The sequence below is a fragment of the Chitinophaga alhagiae genome, from assembly GCF_003568665.1.
In the GTDB taxonomy this organism is placed as follows: domain Bacteria; phylum Bacteroidota; class Bacteroidia; order Chitinophagales; family Chitinophagaceae; genus Chitinophaga; species Chitinophaga alhagiae.
On the sequence record NZ_QXMH01000004.1, the window covers coordinates 71,383 to 87,156 of the forward strand.

The following is a 15,774-nucleotide window of genomic DNA, read 5'->3' on the forward strand; positions in this document are numbered from 1 at the left end:
GCCTGGTACTTTTCTTACTGGGGGCTGATATGGCAGCATATGCACAGCGTAACATGGAGCGCATAGAAGTCAACGTGGGGCCAAAGGAAAACCGCGGCGCCCTGCTTCAGCTGCCAAAAGACTATACTGCCAACACCAAACAGCGGTACCCGCTGATACTTTTCCTGCATGGCAAAAGCAAGGCCGGTAACGATCTTTCCAAACTAACGTTAGACGGTATTCCGTACCTGCTTCACCACGGGGCGAACCTCAACACGGTAAACCCGGCAGACGGCAAGCTGTACAAATTCATTGTACTGATGCCGCAGGCGGTTTCCTGGGGGTTAAAGCCCGCACAGGTAGACGCCGTGCTCAACGATGCTATACGCCGCTACCGGATAGACACTACCCGGATATACATTACCGGCTATAGCGCCGGCGGTTCAATTGCCGTTACGGCCCTTACGGAAAACAAGGCCCTCACCCGCCGCTTTGCCGCCGCCGTGTCTCTTTCTCCCGTACTGCTGGATGACAAGAACATGGCGCAGTTCAAACTGGTGGCCGATGCCAATGTTCCCTGCTGGTATTTTGCCGGCGAGCAGGAACCTTATTTTCTGCGTACCGTACGACGTTTTATAGACAGCACCAACAAATACAAGGAAGGCCTTACCAAGCTGACTATCGGCCAGCACGGGCATTGCTGTTTTAAAGACATCTATGCGCCTTCCTATAAGGTAGAAGGGCTCAATATTTACGAGTGGATGTTGCAACATAAACGGAAAGACTAGCATCAACAGGATAAACAGGATATGAGGATCTATTTCAAAAATCTGGACGGGATCAGGTTCATAGCGGCCTTGCTGGTGGTGTTACACCACGCGCAATTTTTTAAAGGCCGGTATTCGCTGGGCAGCCTCAACTTTTTGCACCATACGCTGGAAACAGGGAGAACGGGCGTAAACCTGTTCTTTGTGCTGAGCGGCTTCCTGATCAGCTACCTGCTCATGGAAGAGAATGAAAAGAGCGGCACCATCAATTTCAAAAATTTCTACATCCGCCGCATGCTGCGCATATGGCCGTTATACCTGGCCTACGGCATTTCCCTCACCCTGCTGGCGCCTTTTGTGTTCAGCAAGCTGGGTTTTCCCGCACTAACGGATATGGGCACCATTCTCACTAACCTGTTGTTCCTGCTGCTGTTTGCCGTCAACTTCCAGCTGGCGTTCTTCCCCTATAATACAGGCATCCTGGAAATTACCTGGTCTGTTTGCGTGGAAGAACAGTTCTACCTGCTGTGGCCGCTGGTATTGTTATTGTTCCGCAACCGCCTCAAGCAGCTTTTTATATCCATGCTGGCGCTGGGCGTGCTCAGCAAAGTGCTCCTGTTCGTTATTCCCGCTGTGTTCGATGTGCCTACGCAGCGCATGCTTGACATTAATTACCTGATGCTGTTTGACAAGCTGGAGCTGTTTGGCAGCGGCATGTTCGGGGCGTATATACTGTTTCACCGCCACCGTTACACCGCCTTCCTGCAAAAATTCTTCACCCGGCCCATGCAATGGCTGATGGTGACCATTACCGTGCTGGTAGTGTTCAATGTCCTGAAAAGCGAATTTGTCAGCCATTATTACCTGGACAATTTTATTCATGCCGGCCTGTTTGCCTACCTGATGATGGCGGCCGTTTCGGAGAACTGTGTGTTTAACCTGGAATACCCTGTGCTGAGAACGCTGGGCAAAGTATCATACGGCATTTACCTGTTCCATACGCCGGTATGCCAGCTGGTGGTGCTTGCTTTCATGAAAGTGTTCCCTGATATGAAATCGGTACTGGTGTATGACCTGCTGTACCCGGCCGTTTGTGTGGGTATTACCTGCGTGATAGCGTATTACTCCTACGAGCTGTTTGAGAAGCATTTCCTGAAGCTGAAAACGAAATTCGCTTTCCTGCATACCAGGATATAAAAAAGAAGGCCGGCTAGTAGCCGACCTTCACAATTTTATCTACGTAGTTAAAAGACTGTCCGTCCGAGATCCTGACAATGTAGATGCCGTTGCCCAGCTCGCTCATATCTACTTCTGTCTGTATTACCGGGTTCTCTCCCAGGCGGATATGTTTCTGTACCTGCCCGGCCATGTTCACGATCAGCAGGCTGAGGGCCTTTACATCTTCCTTTCCCTGTACGTTGACGCGTACCTGCAGCTTTGTGCTGACCGGGTTGGGAAAAAGCGCTACTACCACAGAATCCGCCACGCCGGCGTCTTTGATCACTGTAATTTTTACAGACGTGCTGCCGGTAGCGCCCTTATTGTCCGTAACGGTCAGCTCAAACCGGTATTCTCCCGCTATGGCGCCGCCGATGGCGGTCTGTATACTGGCGGGAGAAAGAATAGCAACGGTGACCGGGCCTGCAAGCTGGCGCCATGCGTATGATACAATGCTGCCGTCAGGGTCCCGCGAGCCGGAACCTACCAGCAGCAGCTCTTCCGAGTTGAGGTTGATGGTCTGGTCATGGCCTGCGTCTGCTATGGGCGGCTGGTTGGGCTGCTCTACCGCTTTCAGCACGGTAACGGTTATACGGTCTGCCGCCGTAGCGCCCTGGTTGTCCGTTACCACCAGCTCAAAAATATACACCCCTTCCGTAAGCCCGGTAATGGGGGTAGCCGCGGCGGCCGGCTGGGAAATGGTGGCGGCGGGACCGCTTACCTTCGTCCAGGCGTACGCTACAATATTGCCGTCAGGGTCTGACGAGCCGTTGCCGTTCAACTGTGTGGCGTTGGCCGGCTGGGAAATGGTAATATCCGCGCCGGCATTGGCTACCGGCGGTTTGTTAGGCACATCCGCCTTGTGTACGGTAACGGTTACACGGTCTGTGCCCGTGGCGCCCTGGTTATCCTTTACGGTCAGTTCAAAAACATAAGTGCCTTCTGTTAAACCGGTAATGGCGGTGCTGGCGGCAGCGGGCTGGCTGATGGTAGCGGCGGGACCGCTTATTTTAGCCCACGCGTAGGAAACAATTGTTCCGTCTGCATCACTGGAAGTACTGCCATTCAGCTGTGTGCCGGACGTTGGCAGCGTAATGTTCACATCCGCGCCGGCGTTGGCCAGCGGCGGCTTATTAGCGGCGATAACAGTAACCGTCACATTGCCGGTTGCTGTAGCGCCTTTATCGTCTTTAACCGTTAATTGAAATACGTACGTGCCTGCCGCAAGACCGGTAACATCTGTGGCCACCGCCGTTGGCTGCGCAATAGTGGCGGCGCCCCCTCCTGTTTTAGCCCAGCTATAAGACACAATGGAACCATCCGGGTCTGATGAAGCGCTGCCATCCAGCTTTACGCTGTTTACGGGAAGCGTAATGGATATGTTGCTCCCGGCATTGGCAACAGGCGGTTTATTGACCACAACGGTCCCCCCCACCTCGTAAGCGCCAATGTCAAACGCCGCCCCGGAAGGCCTTGCTTTATAATTGATATCGTAGGTAACGCCAAAAGACGCTACATCACGGCCCGCGTCTATAGCGGAAGAATTAGTTGCCAGGTTGAAGTCTCCACCGGCGGCATTGACAAAACCGGCTTCCGCCAGCGTTCTGACAAAAAAGTTGTTGGAGGAATCGAAATCTATACCGCCCTGCGTGGCCAGGTACGCCTTGTCTCCGTGAAGCGCATACTGCCCAGGGTTTACTACAATGTTATTGTAGACAAGGTTGCCTGCAGCTACAGTGCCGTAAGTACTGAGCAGCCTGATGCCATTGCGGCTGGGATTGATAATGGTGTTATTGAAAACCTGCACCTGCAAAGGTTTGTCAGGGTACATGTTTTTACGGTCGTCAATAAAAATACCGTCGTCCATCATCGGTTCTATGGGGTTGGTACCCGCACCGGTCAAAACGTTGTTATATATCCTGATCTGGCCTATGCCGAACACCATCAGGTTGGGGCCAACGCCATTGCTTACCTTGTTATTGCGCACCACGCCGCTGGCGGAGCCTCCCAGCAGTATGCCCGCGTTTTGCCCGTATGCCTTGGCCGTGCCGTAATTGCTGACATCGTTATCATAAATTTCCACGCCTACCGGTGCGGTAGACACCTGGATGCCGTCCCAGCCGGTATTTTTGGTAATTACATTGTAGATCTTCACATTCTCGATGCGGGGCGGGTACACCGTTACCGTTTGGCCGTTACATACTATCTCTGTACCGTTCGGTGAGGTATTGCCCACGTACAGGCCCTCCACTTCGGTATCGTGCACATACAGGTCATGCAGTTTCACATTGCGGATCACGAAGTTGGGATGCTGGTTGATGGCTTCACAGTCAGGGTTGATCTTGGCAAACATGCCTACTCCTACATGCCCTATTTCTATGTGATCTACCTCGTAGTCTGTACACTCCTTGCCCACGGCCATGCCGGTTTGCAGGGGTTTGGCGCTGCCATCCACCACAAAGCCGTACTTGTCTGAACTGCCGGTGCCGGTGATCCTGAAATATTTTGAGTTGACAAAGCCCAGGCCGTAATTGCCGTTGTTGCCGAATTTCACCTGGCCGCCGCAGTTGATGAAAACAATAGGTTTTGCAGCAGTACCGGTAAAGTTGTTGAACATCAGGGACACATAGTTGCCCGCCATTACGCAAACCGTATCTCCCGGCTGAACGTTCAGCCTGTCCCCGTATATCTGCGTGCCGCTTTCCGGCGTAATGGTCACTTTACAACCGGCGCAGGAAGGCGCGGCCGCGGGGGCTACGGCTACCTGCGTTTGCGCGGTGGCAGACAGGCCGTTCTGGTCTGTTACCTTCAGTTCAAAAGTATAGGTGCCTGCCACCAGGTTGGTCAAACTGGCTTTGGCGGCCTTATCTCCTGTAATGTTGAATTGCGCGGGGCCCGCCACTTTTTTCCACTCGTAGGTGCTGATAGCGGCCGTGGCCGCTTTGGAAGCGGAACCGTCCAGCTGCGTGGTATTGGTGGGCAATGTGAGGTTTACCTCCGGGCCGGCATTGGCTACCGGCGGTTCCTGCTCCACCGGCGGAGGCGCTGTTACAGCACCATCCTGGGTGTATTGCAGCATCCACTCGTAAATGTTGGGATTGTTGTAGGTATGCGTGGGGTCATAAGCCCGGTCCCACGTAACGGCATTGTGGCCACCGCCCTGAACAACGGTAGATTTAGCCGTTACTGCCGGGTTGCAGCTGTTGTACTTTGCTTCCAGCGTTTGCAGGTTGCCCAGGAAACTAACGCCCCCGCTCGCGTCTGAGGACCCGGCAAACTGCCATACCGGCACGTTGGCGGCCACTACCGTGTTGCAAATATTGGCTACCAGTTGCGCCCCCATCCCGGCCGGTGAAACCGGTACAATGGCCGCAATATTGTCCGCCCCCTGCTTGCTGGTGGATACGTACGTCCAAACGCCCTGCCCGCCTGCGCTCAAGCCGGTCAGGTAAATACGGGAAGCGTCCACCCTGTAGCGGGCTTTCATATCATCAATGATGGACTGCGTCATTTCAGCACTGGCCCACCCTCCGTAAAACTGCGGAGAAACAACGATGAACTTGTATACTTTGCCACCTACCGTAAAGTTCATTTTGGCTCCCTTTGCAATGATCTTCGGCAGCCCCTGGTTCAATACGAGGTTCAGGTTTGAGCCCTTTTCGCCCAAACCATGCATGAATATGATCAACGGGTATTTCTCACTTGTACTGTTGTAATCGTCTGGTAAATGCAACCAGGCTCCGGTTGTAGCACCGGCTGGAGAAGTTTTCACCTTGATGGCGGTTTGGTCGCCCTGCGCATATAGGGAGGTGAAAGAAAATAGTAAGGCTGTTAAAAAGGCACAGAAATGTACCTTCAAATACGTTCGGTTTTTCACTAAAAGGTTAATTTAACAGTTTCCAGATAATTGCCTTTCCGGTTCGAGAGCCTCACTAATCGCCATTCTTCCTTACAAAAATAGTGTTTAAATGCTCATAGTGGTAATATTTCCAGCAAAAAACACATATAAATTAATCAATCATTCATAATTAAATTTAATACATAAAACTGTTAACTCCAAATATTATGAACAACCCGTGTTTTAACTTATTTTATTATTTACATATAAAAGGAAACAACTGTTAGTCACGCCGGATGACGGATTGGCCCCTGACCTTTTGCAATCGGTTGTAAATCAGGATGCCTTTCACCGCCGCTGCAATGTCCAGCTCCGGCCGCTCGCAGTTGAAACGGTGCAATATCCCGGGGTAAATATCACGCCGCTGGTTGTTGGTACCGAAAATAACGTCAACCGCTGGCTCCGGGCCTTGCAACAGCCTGTCAAAGAAGGCTTTGGGAATACCGGCGTCTGAATGCGGGAACGCGAACGCCTTGTAATGCAGGCCAAAACGTTCTGCCAGCATATCTACAGATGCCGTGGTCTGCCGCAGCATTTCTTCCAGCGTCAGGTCCTGGTAATACGGGTGGTCAATACTGTGGCCGCCAATGGCAAACCCCTCCTCCACCAGCTTCCTCACCTGGTCACTGCTCATAAAAGGCTGATGCTCCGCCAGCCAGGCATTGAAATCAATACCCAGTACCGCCCCGGCGGCGTCTGTCAGGGCGCGGTTATGGTAACGGATGCGTTTAACGGCCTGGATAAGCGTCTCAGGGCGGCTGCTTTCCGGCGAGGCTACGCCGGGGAGCGGGCCGTTCTTATGCTGCGCCAGCACTTCCGCCAGCGCATCCAGCGTGGCCCTGCTTTGCGGTTGCAGCAATGCCTCCACCAGCAGGCTGATCTTGAAGCGGTAAAACAAAGACCGGTTGTCAATAAAAGCGCTGTTCAGGAAAAATGCGGCGGGGATGCCCTTTTGCCGGAGCAGGGGCGCTATTACTTCCGCTACTTCCTTCAGCCCGTCGTCAAACGTCAGCAGGAAAGTATGCGCGGGCAACGGCGCCTGCCGGCGGATGGCCGCTATCACCTCCTGGAGGCTCACGGGTTTGAAATGCTTCAACAGGTAATCCAGGTCCCGCTGGAACGCTTTTACGCCTTTATAGGGATACAAATGTTTTACATAGGGCACCTGCTCATCGCTCACCAGGTGATGGTAGGGTAACAATATACCCGTGGGGGCGGCGCCTTTCAGCAGGGATAAGTTGACCAGCCTGGCGGCCTGGTAGTACATTCTTTTGGCAATGCTCATGGTACCGGCAATCCTTTGGGGTGTAAATTAAGGCATAAAACGATGAAAGCACAAGGGCCGGCGGGAAACCATCGTTCCCTGCCGGCCCTTTTATATCTCACGGAAAGCTTACAGACCGAAAGCCTGTTTCACTTTCTCTACATAATCCAGTTTCTCCCAGGTGAACAGTTCCACCTCTACTTTTTTCTCGCTCCTTTTACCGGCGTTGAACACTTTGGTCACCACCTTGTTCTCACGGCCCATGTGGCCATAAGCGGCGGTTTCACCATACATGGGGTTGCGCAGTTTCAGGCGTTGTTCAATGGCGTAGGGGCGCAGGTCGAAAATGTTTTCCACTTTGCGGGCAATCTCGCCATCGTTCAGGTTTACCTTGGCGGTGCCGTAGGTGTCTACGAACACGCCGCAGGGTTTGGCTACGCCAATGGCGTAAGACACCTGCACCAGCACTTCGTCGCAAATACCGGCGGCTACCAGGTTCTTGGCAATGTGACGGGTAGCGTAAGCTGCGGAACGGTCTACCTTGGAAGGATCTTTCCCGGAGAACGCGCCACCGCCGTGAGCGCCTTTACCACCGTAAGTGTCTACAATGATCTTGCGGCCGGTAAGCCCGGTATCGCCGTGGGGCCCGCCGATCACGAATTTGCCGGTGGGGTTGATATGATAGGTGATCTTGTCAGTAAAGAGGGTCTGCAGTTCGGGCTTCAGTTTGGCCTTCACGCGGGGGATGAGGATGTTGATCATGTCCTGCTTGATCTTGCCCAGCATTTCCTCGTCAGCGCCAAAGTCGTCGTGCTGGGTGGAAATAACGATGGTGTCTATGCGCACGGGCTGATTGTCGTCAGAATATTCAATGGTTACCTGAGACTTTGCATCGGGGCGCAGGTATTTGATCTCCTTGTTCTCGCGGCGGAGGGTGGCCAGCTCTATCAGCAGCTTGTGCGCCAGGTCCAGCGCCAGGGGCATGTAGTTCTCGGTTTCGCGGGTAGCGTAGCCGAACATCATACCCTGGTCTCCCGCGCCCTGCTCTTCAGGGTTCTTGCGGTCTACACCCTGGTTGATGTCTGGAGACTGCTCATGAATGGCAGAGAAAATACCGCAGGAGTTAGCTTCAAACATGTACTCGCTCTTGGTATACCCGATCTTGCGGATCACTTCACGGGCAATATCCTGTACGTCCAGGTAGGCTTCTGATTTCACTTCGCCGGCCAGTACTACCTGCCCGGTGGTTACCAGTGTTTCGCAGGCTACTTTGGAGCTGTTGTCATAAGCCAGGAAGTTATCAATCAGTGCGTCGGAAATTTGGTCGGCAACTTTGTCGGGGTGTCCTTCTGAAACGGATTCGGACGTAAATAAGTAAGGCATAAACTTAAGAGTTCTGAAGATTATAGTTGAGTGTAAATGATTCTAAGTTTTATGTTGGCCGGCGGCGTGGCATTGCCCCCTCCTGCTTTCACCCGCTTCATGTCAATGGCGTACCGGTTGGAAACAGACATCAGTTTCAGCACTGAGTTGTCCATTTTTTTATCGATGATAAATTGCAAATGCCGTGCAATATTAAACTTATATTGAACAATCTTGATACCCCCCACGTCAGAAATGACGGTTTTATTACCACCGAAATACGCCAGGTTGGGCTGGCTGGGGTTACCGTAATCCAGCATATACCCCAGGCTGTCATGCGTAATATAACGGTAGAGCATCAGCCTGTCCGGTTCATCAAACAACTGGTCTTTCCCGCCGAACCCGCTGGATATTTCGGTGAGCACCAGTTCTGCCTGGTTGATCACGGACTTGGGGAAGTTTTCCAGGCCGGGTATCTGCACCTGGGTATAGATGCCCGGGGCGTCCTGCAGGTAGATCATGCTGTCTCCTTCAGGTTTGCCGGTGTTGATATAATTGGCTACTTCCGCATTGGTGTAATTGCGTACAAAATAGTTGCCGTGGCCGCTGCTGGTGGATTTGAAAGGAAATTCCGCTTTCAGGGAATCGTTCTCGCTATTTTTATAGTATACCACTACGCGGGTTTCCCCGTTGTTCAGGATGGGGAACAGCATGGTTTTGCTGCTCATGGTGTCTGGCACAATGGCCAGCCCGTTGAGGTACACCTTGAACGCCGAATCGTTCAGGAAAGCCTGGTCTGCCCGCTGCTGCAGCAGGTTGTTGCCAAAAGCGGCGCTCAGCGGAATGCGCAGTGAGGGCGGCCTTTTCTCCCCGTAAATATTGATGGAGTCTTTCGGGTATACCGGGTAAGTAGATATGGAGCCAACCATTTTAGACTGGTCGTAAGACAGGGGGCGCGTATACGTATAATAAGAATCTATCTTGAAATTGGGCTCGTTCATTTCATACACCTTCAGGTTAAGCGGCTGGTTCTCACCGAACCAGGTGGTGTCTGCCCCAATGTACAGCACTACGGAGTCCAGTACCTGGCCTGTGCCGGCAAAGGTGAACTTTTCTTCCGGGAGGCCTATCTGGGTGTACAGGAAACCGTGTGACTTGCCAAAAATGATATCGTCCGTAATACTGCCCAGCGCGCCGGTATACACATCAGCGCCGGTTACCACGCTGGAATCTGCTACGGCAATGTTGTGGGTGATCAGGCTGTTGATGGTGGTATCCAGTACGGTCACTTTGTCCGCCCCGGGTATCAGGTCCTTGCCTAAGATAGTAGACTCGTTACAACCCGAAAATGCATATAGTCCCGTTAAAACGGCCGCGGCGGCATAGCCTAGATTCCTGAAATTGATCTTCACGTGTTTTGTTTGAATCGGTTTGTTGTTGCGTTGAAAGCACTGTTCCCAAAAAGAAAAAATTAAAAATAAAAAGTAATTGTGCAATTCAGATAGCTCTTGCCAATTTTAACTTTTCATTTTTAATTCCCTCCGGGTCATTTACCCAGCAATTGGTGATACAGCTGAAGGTAGTCTGCCAGGTCATCATTGTCTTTCCTGTAAGGCAGCACTACTTTCCCTTTCTCCGCTTTCAGTTCTTCCACCAGCTTCTTGTCAGCCTTGTCGCTGGCCAGCACTACCGCGTCGGCATATTTGGCAGCGCCCCGGTTAAGAGCGGTATTGGTCCCTTCTTTATATAATTCCAGGTCTTTTTCCTTGATCTGGTTGCTGATAATCGCTTTTTTGGGGAAGCTGGCGCCCAGCTTTTCCTTGAAGGAATTGGGCTCCAGGGAGAAAACCGTTTTTGAATGGGCAAAAACCGGTTCTTTTTTATACGCTGTTTTCAGGTACACGGGGATGAGGGAGGTCATCCAGCCGCTGCAATGGATAATATCCGGCGGCCAGCCGAACTTCTTGACGGTTTCCAGCGCGCCCTTGCAAAAGAAAACAGCCCGGGCCGCATTGTCGTCATAAAACTTGCCGTCATCGTCCGCGAATACAGCTTTGCGCTTGAAATAATCTTCGTTGTCCAGGAAGTAGACCTGCAACCTTGCATTGGGCAGGGAAGCCACTTTAATGATCAGCGGGTAATCATCCCCATCTATTACAATGTTAATGCCCGAAAGGCGGACCACTTCGTGAAGGCGGTGCCTCCTTTCATTAATATTGCCAAATCTCGGCATGATAACCCTTACTTCAAGACCGGCCTCATTAGATCTGATCGCCATTTTATTCACCATTGCCGCATAATCACTCAACTCCAGATACGGCGACATCTCTTGGGCAATAAAAAGAATTCTTTTCTTTGTGGACATTTAAAGCTGATTATTAATGCAGTTATTTTTAATTTGGCTTGCAAAACTACGAAATTTTTAGGTAAAAAGGGCCAATTTGTCACTTTTAACATCCTTTTAAGCAAAGGTTTATGTATCTATTCAAGCAGAGAGCGGCGCTCCGGGACTTCCTGGAGCAGGAAAAAAAGGCAGGAAAACGCGTGGGCTTTGTACCGACCATGGGCGCCTTGCATGAAGGCCACCTGTCACTGGTAAGGGATGCCAAAGAACAGACAGACCTGGTGGTATGCAGCATTTTTGTGAACCCTACCCAGTTCAATGACCCGAAAGACTTTGAAAAATACCCCGTCACCATTAACGAAGACATACAAAAGCTGACCGGCGCCGGCGCGGACGTGCTTTTTCTCCCTGCCGTGACGGAAATGTACCCCGAAGGGGTTAATGCGCAACATCCAGCGTATGACTTCGGTTATCTGGAAACCGCACTGGAAGGCGCCCACCGCCCCAACCATTTCCAGGGGGTGGGCATTATTGTACACAAGCTGCTGGACATTGTAAGCCCCACAGACCTTTTTATGGGCCAAAAAGACTTCCAGCAGTGCATGATCATCAAGCGGCTGCTGGAAATAACCGGCATCCCCTGTGTGCTCCACATCCGCCCTACCCTCCGGGAAGCGGACGGCCTGGCCATGAGCAGCCGCAACATGCGCCTCAGCGCGGAAGAGCGGAAAACGGCCGTACAGGTTAGCCGCAGCCTCAAAACGCTGGTGCGCAACATCCGGCTGCAGCCCTTCGGGGAACTGAAAGAAACGGCCCGCAATGAGCTGAAGAACGCCGGTTTTTTGGTAGACTACATTGAAATAGCCGACGCCGGCAACCTCCAGCTCCTCAGCGGCCCCATCCCGGGGCCTATGGTAGCGCTCGCCGCCGCAAAGCTGGGAGAGATCCGTTTAATAGATAACATGCTGGTTTAGTGTTGGTAATACACCTTAGTGCATAAAAATAAGGGGCATTTCCCAAAAATATGCTTGTAAGCAATTGATAACGTTGTATTTGTAAGTTTTCCGCAACTGCATTTATGCCAAAAACATACACTCCCCATACACTGCCAGAGACTATACCTGGCCTAGTTCCGACCTATATCACACCTATATCACACCTATATTAGACCTATATTAGACCTATGTTAGACCTATATCACACCTATATTAGACCTATATTAGACCTAGTTCCTTCCGATTATCCAAAATTCCTCTACCTTTGCGGACTACACCAGAAATATGTTGATCGAAGTACTGAAATCGAAGATTCACAGAGCGGTTATCACGGAAGCCAATCTGAACTACGTGGGCAGCATCACCATTGACGAAGAGCTGATGGAGGCCGCCAACCTCATTGTTAATGAAAAAGTGCAGGTAGTGAACGTGAACAACGGTGAGCGCCTTGAGACCTATGTGATCAAAGGCAAACGCGGCTCCGGCGTGGTCTGCATGAACGGGCCCGCCGCCCGCCTGGTGGCCGTGGGCGATGTTGTGATCATTATCTCCTATGCCACCATGGAATTTGAGGAAGCCAAACAATTCAACCCCATTGCCATTTTCCCGAAAGAGGGCAATAAACTATAATCCGGTTAATACGTCCCCATGCCGAAAGCGCTTAAAAACATCCTTAAATTTCTTGCCTTTTTAAGCATTGGCGTGCTGATGATATGGCTGGCGCTGAAAGACATGACGCCGCAAGACTATGCGGACGTAAAATCGGCCTTTCTCAGCGGTAACTACTGGCTTATTATTCCCGCTTTCATCATCGGCATCGGCAGCCACCTTTCCCGGGCGCTGCGCTGGCGCATACTCATCGGCACCCAGGGCTACCGCCCCGGCGTGCTCAACACCTTTTTTGCCGTAATGGTGGGTTACCTGGTCAACACCGGCGTACCCCGCCTGGGGGAAATAGCCCGCTGCGGCGTGCTGGCCAATTACGAGAAGATACCGGCAGACAAGCTCATTGGCACCATGATAGCCGAAAGGGCGCTTGACCTGGTATGCCTTGGCATTGTTTTCCTCCTTTGTTTCCTGCTGCAGCTGGACATTGTTTCCGCCTACCTCTCCGCGGAAGTATGGCCCGCCGCGGAGCAGAAACTGGCCAACGCCAATACCACCCAGCTGCTGCTCCTGCTGGGCATTGTGCTGCTGGCCGTGGGCATCTTTATCTTTCTGCTGAAACGTTTTGCCGCCTCCCAGGCCGCCATCAAACTGAAAGCCCTCATGCGCGGGGTGATGGACGGTTTCCTGTCTATCGTAAAGATGGACCGCAAAAAGCTGGGCTGGTTCCTTTTCCATACCATCTGCATCTGGGCGCAATACCTGGCCATGCTGTACGTAGGCTTCCTCTGCCTGCCCGCCACCCAGCACCTGGGCGTTACCGCCGCCCTCACCGTACTGGCCCTGGGCAGTGTAGCCATGATAGTTAGTCCCGGCGGCATTGGCGTATACCCCTACCTGGTACAGAAAACGCTGCTGCTCTATAACATTGCCGGCCCCATCGGCATGGCCTTTGGCTGGATCATCTGGGGCGCGCAAACCCTGCTTATCTGCCTGCTGGGGCTGATTTCCTTCATCTGGCTGCCTGTTCACAACCGGAAACCGGCCGGAAAGTCGTAATTTAATAGAAACTTAACACCGCCGCTATAGGCTGGCAATTTGTTTATACTAACTTTTGCGGTTAGAAGCGGGCTGCCTTTGCAGCTCTCTAAAAATCATGTGATTATGAGTATGGATATGAACGCCATCCCTATGTTGCCGGTCAAACAAAAAAAAGACCCGGTGAAAAAAACTGAAAAAACAGACAGTACGTTCAGGAAAAGAAAAACAATAGTACGAGATATCAGCTGGCTTTCATTCAATGCGCGGGTATTGCAGGAAGCCGCAGACACCACCGTGCCGCTGCTGGAGCGCCTCCGCTTCCTCGGCATTTTTTCCAATAACCTGGACGAGTTCTTCCGTGTGCGCGTAGCCACGCTCAAACGCATGGGCATGGTGGGCCGCACGGCCAAAATGCACCTGGAAGAAAACCCCGACCAGATACTGGACGAGATACAGCGCAACGTGATCAGCCAGCAGCAGGAGTTTAACCGCATCTGGAAAGAGATAGAAGAAGAGCTGAAAAAGGAAAAGGTACACCTGCATACAGACAAGCAGCTCAACCGGGACCAGCAGAAGTTCGTGACCAACTACTTCAATGAAGAAGTGCGCACCAACATCATCCCCCTCATGATAGAAGGCATCCCCCACATGCCCTTTCTCCGGGACAAATCCATTTACCTGGCCGTACTGCTGGCCCGCGAAGACAATTCCATCCGTCAGAAGTTTGCCCTCATAGAAATACCCACCAGCGTGCTGCCGCGCTTCCAGATACTGCCTTCCAAAGAAGGCGAGCACAGCATCATTTTGCTGGAAGACGTGGTCCGCTTCAACCTGCCGCATATCTTTTCATTTTTCGGGTTCGACAAGTTCTCGTCCTGGATCATCAAGGTAACGCGCGATGCGGAACTGGATATAGATAACGATGTGGCCACCAGCCTCATTCACCAGATAGAAAAAGGCCTGAAGGCCCGCCGCAAGGGCAAACCCGTCCGTTTCATCTATGACCAGCAAATAGACCCTATTGTGCTGGAATACCTGATGCGGCGCCTGGGCCTCTCTAAAAAAGACAACCTGATACCCGGCGGCCGGATACATAACTTCAAGGATTTTATGGACTTCCCGGAGGAGGTGTTCACCCGTGAGCGCACGCGCCGCAAAACCTTCATCCACCCGCTGTTCCAGAACGCGCCCAGCGTTATGCAGGTGATTGCCATGCAAGACGTGATGCTGCACTTTCCCTACCACTCTTTTGACACCATTATAGACCTGCTGCGCGAAGCCGCCATGGACCCTAATGTGACCACTATCAAGATCACCGCCTACCGCCTGGCGCGCAACAGCCGCATCATTAACGCGCTGGTGAACGCCGTGCGCAACGGCAAACAGGTTGTGGTGGTGCTGGAGCTGCGCGCCCGCTTTGACGAAGAGGCCAACCTGCAGTGGAAGGAAAGGCTGGAAGAAGAAGGCGTGAAAGTGCTGTACGGCATCCCTGGCATGAAGGTACACGCCAAACTCTGCGTGATCAAAAAACGCATCGGCACCAAAACCATACAGTGCGGGTTTGTAAGCACCGGCAACCTGAACGAAAAAACCGCCCGCGTATATGGAGACCATTGCCTGCTCACCGCCAACCGGGGCATTATGGCAGACATCAACCGCATTTTTGCTTATCTGGAAAAACCCAGCCACGATGAAAAGCTGCTGATGGCCTGCAAGACCCTTATAGTCAGCCCCTTCAACATGCGGAAGTTCTTCCTGAAAATGATAGACCGCGAGATCCGCAACGCACGCCGGAAAAAACCCGCTTCCATTGTTCTCAAAATGAACTCCCTTTCTGACGACGAGCTGATCGCCAAACTCTATGACGCCGCCAAGGCCGGCGTTACCATTAAAATGGTGATACGCGGTATCTGTTGCGCCTATACGGAGAATAAAAAATGGAAAAAAGACATCACCGCCGTGAGCATCGTAGACGAGTACCTGGAGCATGCCCGCGTGTTCATTTTCCACAATAACGGGAACGAGAAAACATTCATTGCCTCTTCAGACTGGATGGTGCGCAACCTCGACCATCGAGTGGAAGCAGCCGTGCCCATCGGGAACAACGTGATCAGGCAGGAGCTGCGCGAGATACTGGACATTCAGCTGAACAGCAATGTGAAAGTGCGTATACTCGACAATGAACAGCAAAACGCCTACAAGCATAACAACGGCCGTAAAATCCGCGCCCAAGTTGAAATATTCAAATACCTCCACGAAAAAACATACCTTTGAGGCAGTTGCGAATCTGTAATTGACTC

General features: G+C 52.1%; 11 protein-coding genes. 6 read left to right on the forward strand and 5 right to left on the reverse strand.

The window, feature by feature from the left end; all coding sequences use genetic code 11:
- The first annotated feature begins 29 nt into the window (after window positions 1-29).
- Both D3A97_RS19540 and D3A97_RS19545 read left to right on the forward strand, forming a co-directional pair.
- On the forward strand, window positions 30-767 hold the full coding sequence (locus tag D3A97_RS19540; protein ID WP_157986641.1) for a carboxylesterase family protein: 738 nt from the start codon (window positions 30-32) through the stop codon (window positions 765-767).
- A gap of 21 nt (window positions 768-788) precedes the next feature.
- Window positions 789-1,943 (forward strand): acyltransferase family protein, encoded by a 1,155-nt coding sequence (locus D3A97_RS19545; RefSeq protein WP_119080242.1) that lies wholly within the window; start codon window positions 789-791, stop codon window positions 1,941-1,943.
- A gap of 13 nt (window positions 1,944-1,956) precedes the next feature.
- Here D3A97_RS19545 and D3A97_RS19550 read toward each other — a convergent pair whose 3' ends face one another.
- From D3A97_RS19550 to D3A97_RS19570, 5 genes are all read right to left on the reverse strand, one after another.
- Complete coding sequence (locus D3A97_RS19550) at window positions 1,957-5,736, reverse strand: PKD domain-containing protein (RefSeq protein ID WP_157986642.1); 3,780 nt, start codon at window positions 5,734-5,736, stop codon at window positions 1,957-1,959.
- A gap of 349 nt (window positions 5,737-6,085) precedes the next feature.
- A complete protein-coding gene (locus D3A97_RS19555; RefSeq protein ID WP_119080244.1) occupies window positions 6,086-7,147 on the reverse strand; it encodes a polysaccharide deacetylase family protein in 1,062 nt (353 codons plus the stop codon).
- Window positions 7,148-7,255: 108 nt separating this feature from the next.
- Window positions 7,256-8,509: a methionine adenosyltransferase gene (gene metK / locus D3A97_RS19560; RefSeq protein ID WP_119080245.1), complete on the reverse strand. Its 1,254-nt coding sequence runs from the start codon at window positions 8,507-8,509 to the stop codon at window positions 7,256-7,258.
- 20 nt (window positions 8,510-8,529) lie between these two features.
- Window positions 8,530-9,900 carry a DUF4270 family protein gene (locus D3A97_RS19565; protein WP_157986643.1) on the reverse strand — a complete coding sequence of 457 codons (1,371 nt, stop codon included), beginning with the start codon at window positions 9,898-9,900 and terminating at the stop codon, window positions 8,530-8,532.
- Between the two features lie 134 nt (window positions 9,901-10,034).
- The gene (locus D3A97_RS19570; protein ID WP_119080247.1) at window positions 10,035-10,853 is read right to left on the reverse strand and encodes a glycogen/starch synthase; all 819 of its coding nucleotides are present in this window, start codon (window positions 10,851-10,853) and stop codon (window positions 10,035-10,037) included.
- A gap of 110 nt (window positions 10,854-10,963) precedes the next feature.
- Between D3A97_RS19570 and panC the strand changes: the two genes are divergently transcribed.
- The 4 genes from panC (at window position 10,964) to ppk1 (ending at window position 15,748) form a co-directional block, all read left to right on the forward strand.
- Window positions 10,964-11,806, forward strand: coding sequence for a pantoate--beta-alanine ligase (gene panC, locus D3A97_RS19575; protein ID WP_119080248.1), 843 nt, complete (start codon window positions 10,964-10,966; stop codon window positions 11,804-11,806).
- A gap of 306 nt (window positions 11,807-12,112) precedes the next feature.
- Window positions 12,113-12,457 carry an aspartate 1-decarboxylase gene (gene panD / locus D3A97_RS19580; RefSeq protein ID WP_119080249.1) on the forward strand — a complete coding sequence of 115 codons (345 nt, stop codon included), beginning with the start codon at window positions 12,113-12,115 and terminating at the stop codon, window positions 12,455-12,457.
- An 18-nt stretch (window positions 12,458-12,475) separates the two neighbouring features.
- Window positions 12,476-13,492: a lysylphosphatidylglycerol synthase transmembrane domain-containing protein gene (locus tag D3A97_RS19585; protein ID WP_119080250.1), complete on the forward strand. Its 1,017-nt coding sequence runs from the start codon at window positions 12,476-12,478 to the stop codon at window positions 13,490-13,492.
- Between the two features lie 105 nt (window positions 13,493-13,597).
- Window positions 13,598-15,748: a polyphosphate kinase 1 gene (gene ppk1 / locus D3A97_RS19590; protein ID WP_232826025.1), complete on the forward strand. Its 2,151-nt coding sequence runs from the start codon at window positions 13,598-13,600 to the stop codon at window positions 15,746-15,748.
- Window positions 15,749-15,774: the final 26 nt, after the last annotated feature.

What these genes read in the sequence shown, in the direction of transcription:
- D3A97_RS19545 (WP_119080242.1), top strand. Translation starts at nt 789, where the DNA reads ATGAGGATCTATTTCAAAAATCTGGACGGGATCAGGTTCATAGCGGCC.
- metK (WP_119080245.1), bottom strand. Translation starts at nt 8,509, where the DNA reads ATGCCTTACTTATTTACGTCCGAATCCGTTTCAGAAGGACACCCCGAC.
- D3A97_RS19570 (WP_119080247.1), bottom strand. Translation starts at nt 10,853, where the DNA reads ATGTCCACAAAGAAAAGAATTCTTTTTATTGCCCAAGAGATGTCGCCG.
- D3A97_RS19540 (WP_157986641.1), top strand. Translation starts at nt 30, where the DNA reads ATGGCAGCATATGCACAGCGTAACATGGAGCGCATAGAAGTCAACGTG.
- D3A97_RS19585 (WP_119080250.1), top strand. Translation starts at nt 12,476, where the DNA reads ATGCCGAAAGCGCTTAAAAACATCCTTAAATTTCTTGCCTTTTTAAGC.
- panD (WP_119080249.1), top strand. Translation starts at nt 12,113, where the DNA reads ATGTTGATCGAAGTACTGAAATCGAAGATTCACAGAGCGGTTATCACG.
- ppk1 (WP_232826025.1), top strand. Translation starts at nt 13,598, where the DNA reads ATGAGTATGGATATGAACGCCATCCCTATGTTGCCGGTCAAACAAAAA.
- D3A97_RS19555 (WP_119080244.1), bottom strand. Translation starts at nt 7,147, where the DNA reads ATGAGCATTGCCAAAAGAATGTACTACCAGGCCGCCAGGCTGGTCAAC.
- panC (WP_119080248.1), top strand. Translation starts at nt 10,964, where the DNA reads ATGTATCTATTCAAGCAGAGAGCGGCGCTCCGGGACTTCCTGGAGCAG.